This window comes from Pseudomonas sp. SMSB3 (genome assembly GCF_052041965.1).
In the GTDB taxonomy this organism is placed as follows: Bacteria; Pseudomonadota; Gammaproteobacteria; order Pseudomonadales; family Pseudomonadaceae; genus Aquipseudomonas.
In genome coordinates this window covers 61,993-76,258 of record NZ_JBKGGV010000010.1, presented here as the reverse complement: position 1 = coordinate 76,258, position 14,266 = coordinate 61,993, and the positions used below count along the sequence as shown (strand labels likewise).

The 14,266-nt window shown below is 61.2% G+C and carries 11 protein-coding genes, 2 tRNA genes and 1 pseudogene; 4 read left to right on the top strand and 10 right to left on the bottom strand.

Features of this window, described 5'->3' with window-relative positions:
• Window positions 1-20: 20 nt before the first annotated feature.
• Window positions 21-767: a 23S rRNA (guanosine(2251)-2'-O)-methyltransferase RlmB gene (gene rlmB / locus ACLEJW_RS17035; RefSeq protein WP_145190010.1), complete on the bottom strand. Its 747-nt coding sequence runs from the start codon at window positions 765-767 to the stop codon at window positions 21-23.
• On the bottom strand, window positions 764-3,340 hold the full coding sequence (gene rnr / locus ACLEJW_RS17030) for a ribonuclease R (RefSeq protein WP_145190007.1): 2,577 nt from the start codon (window positions 3,338-3,340) through the stop codon (window positions 764-766). The genes rlmB and rnr overlap by 4 nt, the downstream gene beginning before the upstream one ends.
• Window positions 3,341-3,611: 271 nt before the next feature.
• Here rnr and ACLEJW_RS17025 point away from each other — a divergent pair.
• The 4 genes from ACLEJW_RS17025 (at window position 3,612) to ACLEJW_RS17010 (ending at window position 6,640) form a co-directional block, all read left to right on the top strand.
• Window positions 3,612-3,698, top strand: a tRNA-Leu gene (locus ACLEJW_RS17025).
• Between the two features lie 87 nt (window positions 3,699-3,785).
• Window positions 3,786-3,872, top strand: a tRNA-Leu gene (locus ACLEJW_RS17020).
• A gap of 189 nt (window positions 3,873-4,061) precedes the next feature.
• On the top strand, window positions 4,062-5,075 hold the full coding sequence (locus ACLEJW_RS17015; protein ID WP_145190004.1) for an extracellular solute-binding protein: 1,014 nt from the start codon (window positions 4,062-4,064) through the stop codon (window positions 5,073-5,075).
• On the top strand, window positions 5,075-6,640 hold the full coding sequence (locus ACLEJW_RS17010) for an ABC transporter permease (RefSeq protein ID WP_440777933.1): 1,566 nt from the start codon (window positions 5,075-5,077) through the stop codon (window positions 6,638-6,640). The genes ACLEJW_RS17015 and ACLEJW_RS17010 overlap by 1 nt, the downstream gene beginning before the upstream one ends.
• Window positions 6,641-6,705: 65 nt before the next feature.
• Here the strand turns inward: ACLEJW_RS17010 and ACLEJW_RS17005 are convergent, their stop codons facing one another.
• The 8 genes and pseudogenes from ACLEJW_RS17005 to ACLEJW_RS16970 form a co-directional block, all read right to left on the bottom strand.
• Window positions 6,706-7,080, bottom strand: a complete 375-nt coding sequence (locus ACLEJW_RS17005; RefSeq protein WP_145189998.1) for a hypothetical protein — start codon at window positions 7,078-7,080, stop codon at window positions 6,706-6,708.
• The gene (locus ACLEJW_RS17000) at window positions 7,077-8,051 is read right to left on the bottom strand and encodes a hypothetical protein (protein WP_145189995.1); all 975 of its coding nucleotides are present in this window, start codon (window positions 8,049-8,051) and stop codon (window positions 7,077-7,079) included. Before ACLEJW_RS17000 ends, ACLEJW_RS17005 begins: the two co-directional genes overlap by 4 nt.
• Before the next feature lie 9 nt (window positions 8,052-8,060).
• Window positions 8,061-8,549, bottom strand: coding sequence for an Hcp family type VI secretion system effector (locus tag ACLEJW_RS16995; RefSeq protein WP_145189992.1), 489 nt, complete (start codon window positions 8,547-8,549; stop codon window positions 8,061-8,063).
• Window positions 8,550-8,799: 250 nt separating this feature from the next.
• Window positions 8,800-9,252, bottom strand: coding sequence for a DUF2867 domain-containing protein (locus ACLEJW_RS16990; RefSeq protein WP_145189990.1), 453 nt, complete (start codon window positions 9,250-9,252; stop codon window positions 8,800-8,802).
• Between the two features lie 115 nt (window positions 9,253-9,367).
• Window positions 9,368-10,072, bottom strand: a complete 705-nt coding sequence (locus ACLEJW_RS16985) for a methyl-accepting chemotaxis protein (RefSeq protein WP_371921281.1) — start codon at window positions 10,070-10,072, stop codon at window positions 9,368-9,370.
• Between the two features lie 201 nt (window positions 10,073-10,273).
• A pseudogene (locus ACLEJW_RS16980) lies at window positions 10,274-10,411 on the bottom strand (hypothetical protein); the annotation flags it as partial.
• Between the two features lie 1,092 nt (window positions 10,412-11,503).
• Window positions 11,504-12,796: an adenylosuccinate synthase gene (locus ACLEJW_RS16975; protein ID WP_145189984.1), complete on the bottom strand. Its 1,293-nt coding sequence runs from the start codon at window positions 12,794-12,796 to the stop codon at window positions 11,504-11,506.
• 57 nt (window positions 12,797-12,853) lie between these two features.
• Complete coding sequence (locus tag ACLEJW_RS16970) at window positions 12,854-14,041, bottom strand: ATP phosphoribosyltransferase regulatory subunit (protein WP_145189981.1); 1,188 nt, start codon at window positions 14,039-14,041, stop codon at window positions 12,854-12,856.
• Between the last annotated feature and the right edge of the window lie 225 nt (window positions 14,042-14,266).

Below are 14,266 nucleotides of genomic sequence, written 5' to 3'. Positions count from 1 at the left end.
CGGTCGGTGCACGCTGAGGCTCAGCGCTTGGCCTGACGCTGACGCACGGCCTCGAACAGGCAAACGCCCGTCGCGACCGACACGTTCAGGCTGCTCACGCTGCCGCTCATCGGCAACTTCACCAGGAAATCGCAGTGCTCGCGGGTCAGCCGGCGCATGCCCTTGCCCTCGGCGCCCATGATCATCACCAACGGGCCGGTCAGGTCCTGCTGGTAGATTTCCTGCTCCGCCTCACCGGCAGTGCCGACTACCCACAGGCCACGCTGCTGCAACTTCTCCAGCGTGCGTGCCAGGTTGGTGACGGCCACCAGCGGGATCACCTCGGCTGCGCCGCAGGCCACCTTGCGCACGACCGGGGTCAGGGTGGCGGATTTGTCCTTGGGCACAATCACCGCCGTGGCGCCGGCCGCATCGGCGGTGCGCAGGCAAGCGCCGAGGTTGTGCGGGTCGGTCACGCCGTCCAGGACCAGGATCAGCGGCGGGGTTTCGCTGCGCTCGAGCATTTCCTCGAGCATCAGCTCGCCCCACACCTGGCTCGGACTGACTTCGGCTACCACACCTTGGTGCACGCCTTCGACCCAGGCGTCCAACTCGCGACGCTCGGCCTGACCGACCGCGACGCGGTTTTCCGCAGCCAGCGCCAGCAGCGCCTGAATCCGCGGCTCGCTGCGACCTTCCGACAGCCAGATCTGCTTGACCCGCTTCGGATGGTGCTGCAGCAAGGCCTGTACGGCGTGGACGCCGTAGATTTTTTCCAGCTGACTCATGACTTATTCTTGCTCTTGCGTGGCGCGCCGGACTTCGACGGGCCTTTACGGTGCTTGGTCGGCTTGCCGGACGACTTGCCGCCCTTTTCCGACTTGCTGCTGGCTGGGCTGCCGCTACGCGCCTCGGTCATCAGCGCTTTTTTCATTTCGCGGCTCTTGCGCACCTCGGCGTTGCGCTGCACGGCGTCCTTGGGGAAATACGCTTCGGCAGTTTCACTCTTGCGGCTGCGCGGCTTGGGCGTGGCCTTGGCCACGGCCTGCGGCTCGGCAGGTTCGCTGGCAGGCGCCGCGGCGCTACGCCCTTTGCGACCGATTGGCGCTTCGAGCTGCTGTTGCGAGACTTCGAAATCGATCTTGCGCTCGTCGAGATCGACGCGCATGACCTTGACCTCGATGGTGTCGCCCAGGCGGAAGCTGCGCCCGGTGCGCTCACCGGACAGGCGGTGATGAACCGGGTCGAAGTGGTAGTAATCGCCCGGCAGCGCGCTGACGTGCACCAAGCCTTCGACGTAGATGTCGGTCAGCTCGACGAACAGGCCGAAGCCGGTCACGGCGGTGATCACGCCGGGGAAGGTCTCGCCGACGCGGTCTTTCATGAACTCGCACTTGAGCCAGTTGACCACATCACGCGTAGCCTCGTCGGCGCGGCGCTCGGTCATCGAGCACTGCTCGCCCAATTGGTCGAGGGTGTTGACGTCGTAGGGGTAGATCCGCGCCTTGGGAATGCTCATGGCACCGGCGCGCTTGACGTGCGGGGTGTCGACCTTGGAGCGGATGACGCTGCGGATGGCGCGGTGCACCAGCAAGTCCGGGTAGCGACGGATCGGCGAGGTGAAGTGGGTGTACGCCTCGTAATTCAAGCCGAAGTGGCCGTTGTTGTCGGTGCTGTACACCGCTTGGCTCAGCGAGCGCAGCATCACGGTCTGGATCAGGTGGAAATCCGGACGCCCGGAAATGCTTGCCAGCAGGGCCTGGTAATCCTTCGGCGATGGGTCCTTGCCCTTGTGCAGGGTCAGGCCCAGTTCACCAAGGAAGGCGCGCAGTTTTTCCAAGCGCTCCGGCGGCGGGCCATCGTGCACGCGGTACAGCGCAGGCACACCGTGCTTGTGGAGGAACTCGGCAGTGGCCACGTTGGCCGCCAGCATGCATTCTTCGATCAGCTTGTGCGCATCGTTGCGCACAGTCGGGCGGATTTCCGCGATCTTGCGTTCTTCACCGAAGATGATGCGGGTTTCCTGGGTCTCGAAGTCGATCGCGCCACGGGCATGGCGCGCCTCGACCAGCACCTTGTACAGGTTGTAGAGGTGCTTGAGATCCGGCAGGACTTCCTTGTACTCCTCGCGTAGCGCCTTGCCCTCACGGGTGCGGGCATGTTCGAGCATGCTGCTGACCTTGTTGTAGGTCAGGCGCGCATGGGAGTGGATGACCCCTTCGTAGAACTGATAGTCGACCATCTGGCCGGCCTTGTTCATGGTCATCTCGCAGACCATCGCCAGGCGATCGACGTGCGGGTTCAACGAGCACAGGCCGTTGGACAGCTCTTCGGGCAACATCGGTACGACGCGCTCGGGGAAATACACCGAGTTGCCACGTTGCTGGGCCTCGACATCCAGGGCCGAACCCAGGCGCACGTAGCTGGACACGTCGGCGATCGCCACATACAGGCGCCAGCCGCCGGAGAACATGCGCAGTTTGCCCAGGGGTTCGCAATACACGGCGTCGTCGAAGTCGCGGGCATCTTCGCCGTCGATGGTGACGAACGGCAGGTGGCGCAGGTCGATGCGCTTTTCCTTGTCCTTCTCTTCGACTTCGGAGCGGAACTTGCGCGCTTCCTTGATCACGTCCTTGGGCCAGACGTGCGGGATGTCGTAGCTGCGCAGGGCGACGTCGATTTCCATGCCCGGGGCCATGTAGTTGCCGATCACCTCGACCACATCACCTTGCGGCTGGAAGCGCGGCGTGGGCCAGTGGGTGATCTTGATCTCGACGAACTGGCCGATCTTGGCCCCGCCATTGCGCCCGGCGGTCACCAGCACTTCCTGCTGGATTTTCGGGTTGTCCGGGGTCACGTAGCCAATGCCGCCCTCTTCGAAGTAGCGCCCAACCACGCTTTCGTGGGCGCGCGATACCACTTCGACCAGCGCACCTTCACGCCGGCCGCGACGATCGACGCCGGAAACACGGGCCAGGGCGCGGTCGCCGTCGAAGACCAGGCGCATCTGCGAGGGGCTGAGGAACAGGTCTTCGCTGCCGTCATCGGGAATCAGGAAACCGAAGCCGTCGCGGTGGCCGGAGACGCGACCACAGATAAGGTCCAGCTTGTCTACCGGGGCATAAGTGCCGCGCCGGGTATAGATAAGCTGGCCGTCACGCTCCATGGCCCGCAGGCGACGGCGCAGGGCTTCGATCTGGTCTTCTTCGTAGAGACCGAATTCTGCCGCCAGCTCCTCGCGCGCGGCCGGTTCGCCACGGTCGGCGAGGCGCTGCAGGATCAGCTCACGGCTGGGGATAGGGTTGTCGTATTTTTCCGCTTCGCGAGCGGCCTCGGGATCGAGGGATTGCCAATCGGCCATCAGAAGGGGTTCACCTTGGGGTATATAGATAGAAATTCTGCCATGTGCGTATTGAAACCGGAAACGTCAGCCTTGGACAGCCCCACCGGTACCTCCGGGGAGCCTGAATAGGCCTGCGGAATCAACAAGTTGAATTTTTTGAAATTTTTTTTGATCGAGGGCTTTACAGCCCCCTGAGGCGCCCGTATAGTGCGCACCACAACGACGGGCAACCCCGAAGTTGTAGTAGAGATGAACGGCGCTGTAAAGCATCTTTTAATCTCGAATGTGTGCCCAGGTGGCGGAATTGGTAGACGCGCTGGTTTCAGGTATCAGTGACTTAACGGTCGTGGAAGTTCGAGTCTTCTCCTGGGCACCAAAAATTTTCAAGTAACAGATGACCAAGGATCTGTTACTACTGTGTGAAGCGAACGATAGTCGCCTTCCACAGAGGATGCAAAGCTTTGCCCAGGTGGCGGAATTGGTAGACGCGCTGGTTTCAGGTATCAGTGACTTAACGGTCGTGGAAGTTCGAGTCTTCTCCTGGGCACCATACAAAAACCCACTAGCTTGCTAGTGGGTTTTTTCTTGCCTGCGATTTGGGTTTTCCACCCTCCCCTGACGGCAACGCAGCGGTACAGCCAGGGTCTGCCCGATGAATTTCTCGTCACCCGGCCACTTGAGAAACGATTTCGTTTACCATTGTTTCCGAATATGTAGCCGTAAGCGAGGAAGTACCCGCATGACGATCCGCCCGCAACCGCTGATGCGCACCCTGGCCGCCGCAGTTCTGAGCCTGGTGATCGGCGCTCCGGCCGCCCTGGCAGACGAACCGGTCACGCTGACCATGTACAACGGCCAGCACAAGGAAATCGGCGAGGCCATCGCCAAGGCCTACGAGGCCAAGACCGGTATCCACATCAATATCCGCAAGGGCAGCAGCAACCAGCTGGCCAGCCAGATCATCGAGGAAGGCGACCGTTCGCCGGCCGACATCATCTACACCGAAGAATCGCCGCCGCTGAACAACCTGGGCGAACTGGGCCTGCTGGCGAAGATCGACGACGCCACCTTGAACATGCTGCCCAAGCAGTACGTTGCCGCCAATGGTACCTGGATGGGCGTGACCGCGCGTACCCGCGTGGTGGTGTACAACCCGAAGAAGATCGACGAGAAAGACCTGCCCACCACGGTGATGGATTTCGCCGACCCGCAGTGGGACGGTCGCGTCGGCTTCGTGCCTACCAGCGGCGCCTTCCAGGAGCAGGCCGTGGCCATCTTGAAGATGCACGGCCGTGAAGCCACCGAAGAATGGCTGACCGGTCTCAAGGCCTTCGGCAAGACCTACACCAACAATATGGTCGCCCTCAAGGCCGTGGAGAAAGGCGAAGTGGCCGCCGTGCTGGTCAACAACTATTACTGGTACGCCCTTGAGCGCGAGCGCGGCAAGCTCGACTCGAAGCTCTACTACCTGGCCGACGGCGATGCCGGCAACCTGGTGACCATTTCCGGTGCAGGCGCAGTAAAAGCCAGTAAACATCCCAAAGAAGCCCAGGCCCTGCTCAACTGGATGGCCAGCGAAGAGGGCCAGCGCGTGATCACCCAGACCACCGCCGAATACCCGCTGCATAAAGGCATGGTCTCCGACCGCGGCCTCAAGCCGTTCGAAGAGTTGCGTCCGCCGCAGATTTCCCCTGCCGACCTTGGCAACGCCGAGGAAGCCTTGGAGCTTGAACGCGAGGTCGGCTTGCTCTGATGACCGCCGCCCTGTCCGAGCCGGTGCCGGTACGCTTCGTACCGCGCCGCAAGCGCCCCTCGATCTGGGTGCTGCTGCCTGTGCTATTTCTGGTAGCGATGAGTGTACTGCCGTTGCTCTACGTCGCCATGAAGGCGTGGGAGGCCGGCTGGCGCGAGGCATTGCATCTGCTGTGGCGCCCGTTCGTCTGGGGCCTGCTGCGCAACACCCTGCTGCTCATGGGTGGCGTGACCTTGGTGTGCATGGTGGTGGGCATGGCCCTGGCCTGGTTGCTCGAGCGCAGCGACTTGCCAGGTAGGCGCCTGTGGGGCGTGGTGCTGTGCCTGCCGTTCGCCGTCCCCTCGTTCGTCAGCAGCTTTACCTGGGTGTCGTTGAGCTCGGATTTCGAAGGCCTGGGCGGAGCGATCCTGGTCATGGCGCTGTCGAAATACCCGCTGGTGTTCCTGCCTGTGGCGGCGACCCTGCGCAACCTCGATACCTCGCTCGAGGAGTCGGCGCGCACCCTGGGCTACAGCCGCTGGGGTGTGTTCCACAAGATCACCTTGCCACTGCTATGGCCGTCGATGCTCGGTGGCGCGCTATTGATCGCCTTGCACATGCTGGTGGAATTCGGCGCACTGTCGATTCTCGGCCTGCAGACCTTCACCACGGCAATCTATCAGCAGTTCGAGCTGGAGTTCAGCAATGCCAATGCCGCGATGCTCTCGGCCGTGCTGTTGGCGCTGTGCCTGCTGATGCTGTGGCTGGAGCTGCGGGTACGCGGCAAGGCTCGGCATGTGCGCATTGGCCAGGGCGTCGCCCGCCGTGGCCAACCGGTACGGCTGCGCCGCTGGATGCCGTTGGCGCAACTGTTCTGCCTGGGCCTGGCGATTCTCGGCAGCGGAATTCCGCTGGCAATGCTTGGTTACTGGCTGAGCGTTGGCTCGTCGGCGGCGTTCCCGGTGGCAGCGATCGGCCAAGCGCTGTTGACTTCGCTGTCGGTATCGCTGGGTGGCGCAGGGTTCTGCGTGGTCCTGGCGCTGCCGGTCAGCTTCCTGGTGGTGCGCTACAAGGGGCGCCTGGCAATTTGGGCCGAACGCCTGCCCTATTTGCTGCACGCGCTGCCGGGCCTGGTGATCGCCCTGACCCTGGTGGTGTTTGCGCTGCACTATGTGCCGGCGCTGTACCAGACCACTGCGCTGTTGCTGCTGGCCTATGCGTTGCTGTTCCTGCCACTGGCCCAGGCGCCGGTGCGCACCGCGCTGAACAAGGCCTCACCGACCCTCGAAGAAGCAGCCCGCACCTTGGGCGCCAGCAGCTTCGCGGCATTCTGCCGGGTGACCTTGCCGATCATCTTCCCGGCGCTGGCAGCGGCGTTTGCGCTGGTGTTCCTTGATGCCATGAAGGAACTGACCGCCACCCTGCTGCTCAGCCCGACTGGCATGACCACCCTGGCCACCGAAGTCTGGGCGCATACGGCCAACGTCGAGTTTGCGGCGGCGGCGCCTTATGCGGCGTTGCTGATTGTGGTTTCGGGGTTGCCGGTGTATCTGCTGACGACGCGGATGTATTTGAATAAGGCTTGAATGTTTGCCCAGGCTGCCAATGCCGCCTGGCCACAAGCCTGAGCACCTGAGGCTACATCATTGGCTCACTTTAAAATCCCTATTAGCCAGTTGAAAGCAAAGAACAAGGACGTTGATAACACAAGCCCCACCCAAGACGGTAACAGAACTCTTTTCATAGGCCCTGGAAAACTTTCGACATCCGAAGCATCTGCCACACCTTTTCGAACGAATAACTTCGGAATCATGAGCATATTTGCTGCCAGGCAGGTGCGCATTATTTTTCCAACAAGGCCGGCTGCTGAAAAATTCTCCTTATTACTCTGAATATACCTGCATCTCGGCAAGGCCGTTTCAATATCGTCTGTATACCGATAAGCCAAATAGATCATCACACTCACACTGATCGCCATGCAAGCAAGCAGAACAGACGCGATCACTGTCAATACTTCGACACTCATTCTCGCACACTCTCATAAATCAACTCCCCGAGACTACCCATCCACTCCCCACCGTAGTCCCCTCCATACTTCCCTCCCACCGCCGCACCAATTACGACACATGTGACCCCTCCAAAACCTGCTGAGGGGATTCCAACCGCCACACACAGGGAGCTTAGCAACGCACCTCCCACGACCCCACCACCGGCACTACCAGAAATCCTACCTGCCAAGGCGCTGGTCTCAACATATCTGGCTTTTCTGCAATCTTCCTCTCGACCCAAAGTGCAAGCCTTGTGGATGGCAAGGCCTGTAGAAGCTACTTCCAATGCCGTGCCAAGATAAGTTCCCTTTTTTATCAAGTTCGCCGCACTGGAAACACCGGTCACTTTATCTGCATACTTGGCAATTTCTCCTGTATGCAAAAAGCTTTTGGTGGATATTTCCAACATCCTCTTGATCGATCCCGTGTTACGCAGGCCTGATCCGAACGCGGCCATTTTGTCGAGTTTTCCCTCCAGCGCATGGAACAAGGCCGCCCGTTTCGCGTAGAACTCGTCACGCGCCCTGAGCGAGCTATCCCCCAAGTAAGCTCTATGCAGTTCGTCAATCTCCACCAGTGTCTTCTTAATGGATTCCAGATGCTTGCTCCACCCATCAGTAGCAACTCCCACCCCAGTAGAAACATGCCCAACCAATGTCTGCAACATTTCATAATTATCAAGAAAGAAGTCATCCACCCCAGCTCCGCTAACCTCTAGCTGATGGTGAACCTCAAAAGCCTTGGCCATCAAAAAAGCTTCGTGACTCGTACAAGATGGCGTACTGGAATCTCCAACAATCACCAACTCACCACCAACAACCACACCATTGGCGATATGCGCATTCAAAACATCAAACTTGGCCCGCTGATTGGCCGACATCGGGGTGTCGGCCTTCAGCGACTCATACGACTGCGCTTGTGGATTGATGAAGCTGCGCGCCTCGGACATAGTCGCACCTCACGCATACTTCTTGTTGTTGATACGATCCCAACCACCTGTCACGTTGCCGCCGGCGCTGCCATCGAGGCGTTTCTGCCGGGTGTAGGTAGTCTTGATGCGCCCGTAGTTCAGTTGTACCACCTCCACTGGCACTCCAGCGCTAGCGCTCTGGGCGTAGTCGGCAATGATCACTTCTTCCAGGATGACTTCGTAGTACTTGAGCTTGTCACCACCAGCACGACGCAGCACCAGCTTCACTTCCTTCAAGTGCTGCCCGGCACAGCTCGCCTCCAGCAGCTTGCAGCTGGCACTGTCCAGGTACTTGGTGAAAGTGAAGTTGGTAAGGGTGGTGCGGCCTGATGATGCGCCGCCCGCAGAGCTGGCGGTGGCAGAGGTGTTCTGATTGGCACCGAACTTGTAGCCGATGATTTCGATCCAGTTGGCGTACTGCTCATCTAGTGCTTCGCCAGAGATTTCCGCGATTTGAACATAAGCATCGAAAGCCATGCTTACCTCTCCTTGGTAAAGATAGGACTGATAACGACGATGCTCCGGCTTCGTCATCCTGAGCTTGTTCCCGAAGTAAACCGGCGGCTGGTACCGACCGCTTTCAGGTCCAATACGACACTAGCCCCCTGTGTCAGCCCCTGCAACAGCAAACGCCTTATCAGGGAATATTTGAGAAATCTCCTACAGCTTCGACGATGATGACCACTTGATCAGTAAAAGAATGTTTCCTGATCAGGCTCAATGCGGCTTAAAGCTTCGCCAGCATGTTCTTTATGATCAGGCCATGCACCATGCCGACCGGCAGCATGTACAACCGGCCAAAAATGTTGAAGCACAACACCGACGTGGTCACGCTCAAGCTGTGCCCGCACACATCCATACAGACCATCACCGCCAAGTGCGTATCGCGCGAAGTCAGCACCAGTTGCTGGTCGCTGATGGCCTCGACGGTGAAGAAGTCCAGGTGCTCGCCGACGGCTGGCACATGCGCTGGATCGCGGCGAGTGAAGCCGTGGATGTTGGCGACATTCAACCGACGTGAGATGGTGTTGCGAATGCGGAAGGCCTTGGCTAGCCAGCCGGGCACGTCCGAGGTCATGGCGCAGTAGGCTTGCAGGGCAGTCATCGGGGCAGTGAGCAGTACGCTGTCACTGTACAGGAAATCCAGGTCAGCCTGTGCGGCGACCAGTTGGGCGGACATGAGCAACTCCATTGGTCATGTGTCGCCGACAGCATGGCAACATGGCTCGCAGTATGAGCGGGTTTGCCGAGACACCGGACCGGCAAGGCCGCCCATACAGCAGATCGCGCAAGCTTCAAGCCCGGAACTGACCGAGACTGGCGCGCAATTGGGCTGCGAGGTCATCCAGCACCTTGCTGCTGGCCGTGGTCTGCATCACCACCTCAGCCGAACGCTCGGCCTGGGCATGGATGTTCTCCACCCGCCCGCGCACGGCCTGCGCGCCATGCGCCTGTTGCTCGGCAGCACGGGTCGCCAGACCGATGGCCGCATGCACCTGCTGCACTGCCGACTGAACCGATTGCTGGCGACGCTCGTTGTCACGCAGTACCAATAACCCTTCACTGGCCTTGAGGCCGGCCTGGCTAATGGTCGCAACCGCTTCCTTGGCACCCTTCTGCAGGGCGGTGATGTGCGCCTGAATGTCGCCGGTAGAGCTCTGGGTCTTGCTCGCCAGGGCCCGCACTTCATCGGCCACTACAGCAAACCCGCGACCCGTCTCGCCAGCACGTGCAGCTTCGATTGCAGCGTTAAGGGCCAGCAGATTGGTTTGTTCGGCGATGCCGTGGATGACGGTCAGCACCACTTCGATCTGCTCGCTCTGCTTGGCCAGGCGCTCGATGACCTGCGACCCCGTCTCGACCTGCCCGGCAAGGTTCTCGATCAGGCTCGCCAACTGCGTGGAGGCGCGACTGTTTTCATCGGTGGCCTGGCGAATATCCACCACCTGCTGCAAGGCTGCTTGCATGGCATGGCTTTCGGCCTGCGCCTCGTCGGCCATGCTCGACAGATCGCGCAGGCTGGCAGCGACCTCGTCACGCTGCAACGCTGCAGCGGCATCGGCACCAGCGTTGCGCTGGGCCATCGCGCCGATTTCCACCCCAGTACGCTGGGCCACATCACCTGCCTCGCGGACGATCGGCTGCAGCTTGTCGACGAAGCGGTTGACTGCCGAGGCCATGTCACCGATCTCGTCACGGCTGCTCAGGTTGACCCGCTTGGTCAGGTCGCCCTCCCCGGCGGCCAGGTCATCGAGCGCAGTGATCAGCAGGCGCAGCCGATTCAGCACGCGACGCCCCAGCACCAGCGCCACCACCAGCAGCACGCCCAGCCCAACCATGACCAGCGCCAAGCCAATGCGCCAACGCAGTTCGCCGGCAGCCTCGCGGACCGTTTGCGCCGTATTGCTCTGCATCGCTGCGGCGCTGGCCTGGGCGGTCTCCAGGCGCTGGCGCAGGGCCTTGCCACTGTCGGCGGCTGCGGCGCCGAGGCTGTCACCGACCAGTTGCTCGCCGCTGGCGATCAAGGCGGAAAAGCGCTGATCGAGCGCTGCCAGCGCTTGATCGACACCCGCGGTGGAAACGCCCATCAATACTTTGCCGATTTCCGCGCCATTAGGGTTGATCGAGGCCTCGACAACGTACACGGCCGGGTCATGTCGCGCGGCGTCGATCACCTTGTCCAGCGCACGCTCGCCCTGGCCTTTGTCCATCAGCGCCTGGTTGATGGGGTTCTGTCGATTCAGGTAGCGCGTCAGGTGCTGGCCCTGGGCATCGTCGTAGACCACAAACAGCACGTTCGGATTACGCTGCGCACGACGGGCGAAATCCGACAGGACCGGCACATCGTTGTCCCAGATCGCCCGCGGCGCGACCGAAGCGAGAAGCTCGGCCATGTCGTTGGCCGAATCCTTGAGGTTTTTTTCCAGGGTAATGCGTATCTGCTGCTGTTCATCCTGCAGCCGCGTGGATAGCCCGGCACTCAAGCGCTGACGGGTACTGCTGGACAAGCCGTCCAGGCCTGATCGCACATCACGCCCGGCTTGCTCCAGTTCACCGGCAAGCTGACGACCATCAGTTCCCAAACGCTCAGCCAGGTCGGCTTCCAGGGCCGTAACCGTGCTTCGCGTCAGCGCAACGGCAACCACCACCTGCACCAAAAGGGCGATACCCAGCGCAACAAACACAGGCCGCAACAGGCGGCTTCGTAACAAAGAGAGGATGGCAGACACGGTGTAACCCTCGTGTTTTCTGGCGCCACTATTTTGATGGCATCTACAGAAACTTCTTACAGCAAGGGTTATGCCGAGGGCAGCAGGGAAAAGCGCCAAGCTTGAGCAAGCTGGCAACCAACAGTACGCAAGGCACTGCACAAACGAAAACGCCGCGACCCCATGCAGGATCGCGGCGTTGGTAGCGCCTGGGGCCGCTACTTAGGCAAACGGATGACGCAACACGATGGTTTCGTTGCGATCCGGACCGGTCGAAATGATATCGATCGGCGCGCCCACCAGCTCTTCGATGCGCTTGATGTAGTTACGCGCAGCTTGTGGCAGCTCGTCCAGGGCTTTCACCCCGACGGTCGACTCGCTCCAGCCTGGCATCTCTTCGTACACCGGCTCCAGGCCAATGTAGCTGTCGGCGTCGGAGGGGGCATCGATGACTGCACCGTTCTCGTTCTTGTAGCCAACGCAGATGTTGATGGTTTCCAAGCCGTCGAGCACGTCCAGCTTGGTCAGGCAGATGCCCGAGATGCTGTTGACGTCGATGGCACGACGCAGAATCACCGCATCGAACCAGCCGCAACGGCGGGCACGGCCGGTGGTCGAACCGAACTCATGACCACGCTTGGCCAGGGTCGCGCCGGTTTCGTCGAACAGTTCGGTCGGGAACGGACCGGAACCTACGCGGGTGGTGTAGGCCTTGGTGATACCGAGGATGTAGTCCAGGTACATCGGGCCAACGCCGGAGCCGGTGGAGATACCGCCAGCGGTGGTGTTGGAACTGGTGACATACGGGTAGGTACCGTGGTCGATGTCCAGCAGCGAGCCCTGGGCACCTTCGAACATGATGTCCTTGCCAGCGCGACGCAGGTTGTGCAGCTCGGCGGTGACGTCGAGCATCATCGGCTGCAGCTGCTCGGCATAGGCCATGCACTCGTCCAGGGTCTGCTGGAAGTCGATGGCCGGCTCTTTGTAGTAGTTCACCAGCTGGAAGTTATGGTAGTCCAGCAGTTCACCGAGCTTGGCGGCGAAGCGTTCACGGTGGAACAGATCACCCACGCGCAGGCCACGGCGGGCGACTTTGTCTTCGTAGGCTGGGCCGATACCGCGGCCGGTGGTGCCGATCTTGGCTTCGCCACGGGCTTTTTCACGAGCCTGGTCGAGGGCTACGTGATACGACAGGATCAGCGGCGCAGCTGGCGAGATGCGCAGGCGCTCGCGCACCGGTACGCCCTTTTCTTCCAGCTTGGTGATTTCGCGCATCAGTGCGTCAGGGGCAACGACCACGCCGTTGCCGATCAGGCACTGCACGCCTTCACGCAGGATGCCCGACGGAATCAGGTGCAGAACGGTTTTCTCACCGTTGATCACCAGGGTGTGGCCCGCATTGTGGCCACCTTGGTAGCGCACTACGGCGGCAGCATGTTCGGTCAGCAGATCGACGATCTTGCCTTTGCCCTCATCACCCCACTGGGTGCCCAGGACGACGACATTCTTACCCATTACATTGGTCCTCATTCACGCAAACTTGGTTGCCGGCCTAGGTGCCGACGCAGAAACTCACTGGGCCAGCGGCAGAACCTGCCAGCGCCCGTCTTGCTGAATCAATTGCCGATCACAATCCGCCTCGAGAGCAGCACTCAACGGCTGGCCAGGCAAGGCCTGGACCACACGCTGGCCCTCGCTGCGCAACTGGCAGACCTGCTGCCAAAGGGTCGCGTCGCCACTGTCCGGCATCCAGATGCCGCCCGTGGGCAATACGACCTCCGCTCGCCCCAGTGTGACCAGGGTCTTCAAATCCGTGGAGAAACCGGTGGCCGGGCGGGCCCGACCGAAATCCGCGCCGATATCGTCATAACGCCCACCCTGGGCGATCGACTGACCTTCGCCAGGTACGAACACGGCGAATACCACGCCGGTGTGGTAGTTGTAGCCGCGCAGTTCGCCGAGGTCGAAGTACAGCGGCAGTTGCGGGTAGCGCGACGCCAGGCGATCGGCGATCGCCAGCAGGTCATCGAGCGCTGCCAGCACACTGGCCGGGGCACGGCCCAGGCGCACGCGGGCTTCGGCCAGCACTTCACGGCCGCCGCACAGTTCGACCAGGGCGCGCAGCATGTTGCCCAGGTCCTTGGGCAGATCGGCCGTCAGTGCCTGCACTTCATCGACCGATTTGCGCTGCAGGGCATCGAACAGCTGTTGTTCGACCGCGCCCGAGAGGCCGGCGGCGCGGGCCAGGCCGCGATAGATACCGACGTGGCCAAGGTCCATGTGCACATCGGCAACATCGGTCAGCTGCAGGGTGGCGAGCATCAGGCTGATGACTTCGACATCGCTGGTCGGGCTGGCGTCGCCATACAGCTCGGCACCCAGCTGGATCGGACTGCGCGAAGTGGAAAGCGCACGCGGCTGGGCATGCAGCACGCTGCCGGCGTAGCACAGACGGCTCGGGCCTTCACGACGCAAGGTGTGGGCATCGATGCGCGCCACTTGCGGGGTGAAGTCGGCACGGAAACCCATCAGGCGGCCCGACTGCGGGTCGACCACCTTGAAGGTACGCTGGTCCAGGTCCTGGCCGGCGCCGGTCAGCAGCGACTCCAGGTACTCGATATGTGGGGTGACGACCAGTTCGTAGCCCCAACTCTGGAACAGGTCCAACACCTGGCGACGCGCGATCTCGATACGCGCAGCCTCAGGTGGCAGTACTTCCTCGATGCCATCTGGCAGCAGCCAGCGGTCTACCGTTGCCATTACGCCAATTCCCCTCTGGTCCGGGCGGCTTGCCTGCAGGCGAGCCGTCAGTAAAGCCGGTATCGCGCACAGCAGCGGGCAGCACTGATCCCAGCGCAGCCACCGTACTCGATACCCTCTAATTGCCTTGCGCGCTGAGCAAACCGCCAATTGGCGATTCGCCAATCAACCTTGCAGACGCAAAAAAGCCGGGAAATTTCCCGGCTGACTCATCATACACCCCTT

What these genes read in the sequence shown, in the direction of transcription:
- ACLEJW_RS16985 (WP_371921281.1), bottom strand. Translation starts at nt 10,072, where the DNA reads ATGGCCGACGAGGCGCAGGCCGAAAGCCATGCCATGCAAGCAGCCTTG.
- ACLEJW_RS16990 (WP_145189990.1), bottom strand. Translation starts at nt 9,252, where the DNA reads ATGTCCGCCCAACTGGTCGCCGCACAGGCTGACCTGGATTTCCTGTAC.
- ACLEJW_RS17010 (WP_440777933.1), top strand. Translation starts at nt 5,075, where the DNA reads ATGACCGCCGCCCTGTCCGAGCCGGTGCCGGTACGCTTCGTACCGCGC.
- ACLEJW_RS17015 (WP_145190004.1), top strand. Translation starts at nt 4,062, where the DNA reads ATGACGATCCGCCCGCAACCGCTGATGCGCACCCTGGCCGCCGCAGTT.
- ACLEJW_RS17000 (WP_145189995.1), bottom strand. Translation starts at nt 8,051, where the DNA reads ATGTCCGAGGCGCGCAGCTTCATCAATCCACAAGCGCAGTCGTATGAG.
- ACLEJW_RS16995 (WP_145189992.1), bottom strand. Translation starts at nt 8,549, where the DNA reads ATGGCTTTCGATGCTTATGTTCAAATCGCGGAAATCTCTGGCGAAGCA.
- rlmB (WP_145190010.1), bottom strand. Translation starts at nt 767, where the DNA reads ATGAGTCAGCTGGAAAAAATCTACGGCGTCCACGCCGTACAGGCCTTG.
- ACLEJW_RS16970 (WP_145189981.1), bottom strand. Translation starts at nt 14,041, where the DNA reads ATGGCAACGGTAGACCGCTGGCTGCTGCCAGATGGCATCGAGGAAGTA.
- rnr (WP_145190007.1), bottom strand. Translation starts at nt 3,340, where the DNA reads ATGGCCGATTGGCAATCCCTCGATCCCGAGGCCGCTCGCGAAGCGGAA.
- ACLEJW_RS17005 (WP_145189998.1), bottom strand. Translation starts at nt 7,080, where the DNA reads ATGAGTGTCGAAGTATTGACAGTGATCGCGTCTGTTCTGCTTGCTTGC.
- ACLEJW_RS16975 (WP_145189984.1), bottom strand. Translation starts at nt 12,796, where the DNA reads ATGGGTAAGAATGTCGTCGTCCTGGGCACCCAGTGGGGTGATGAGGGC.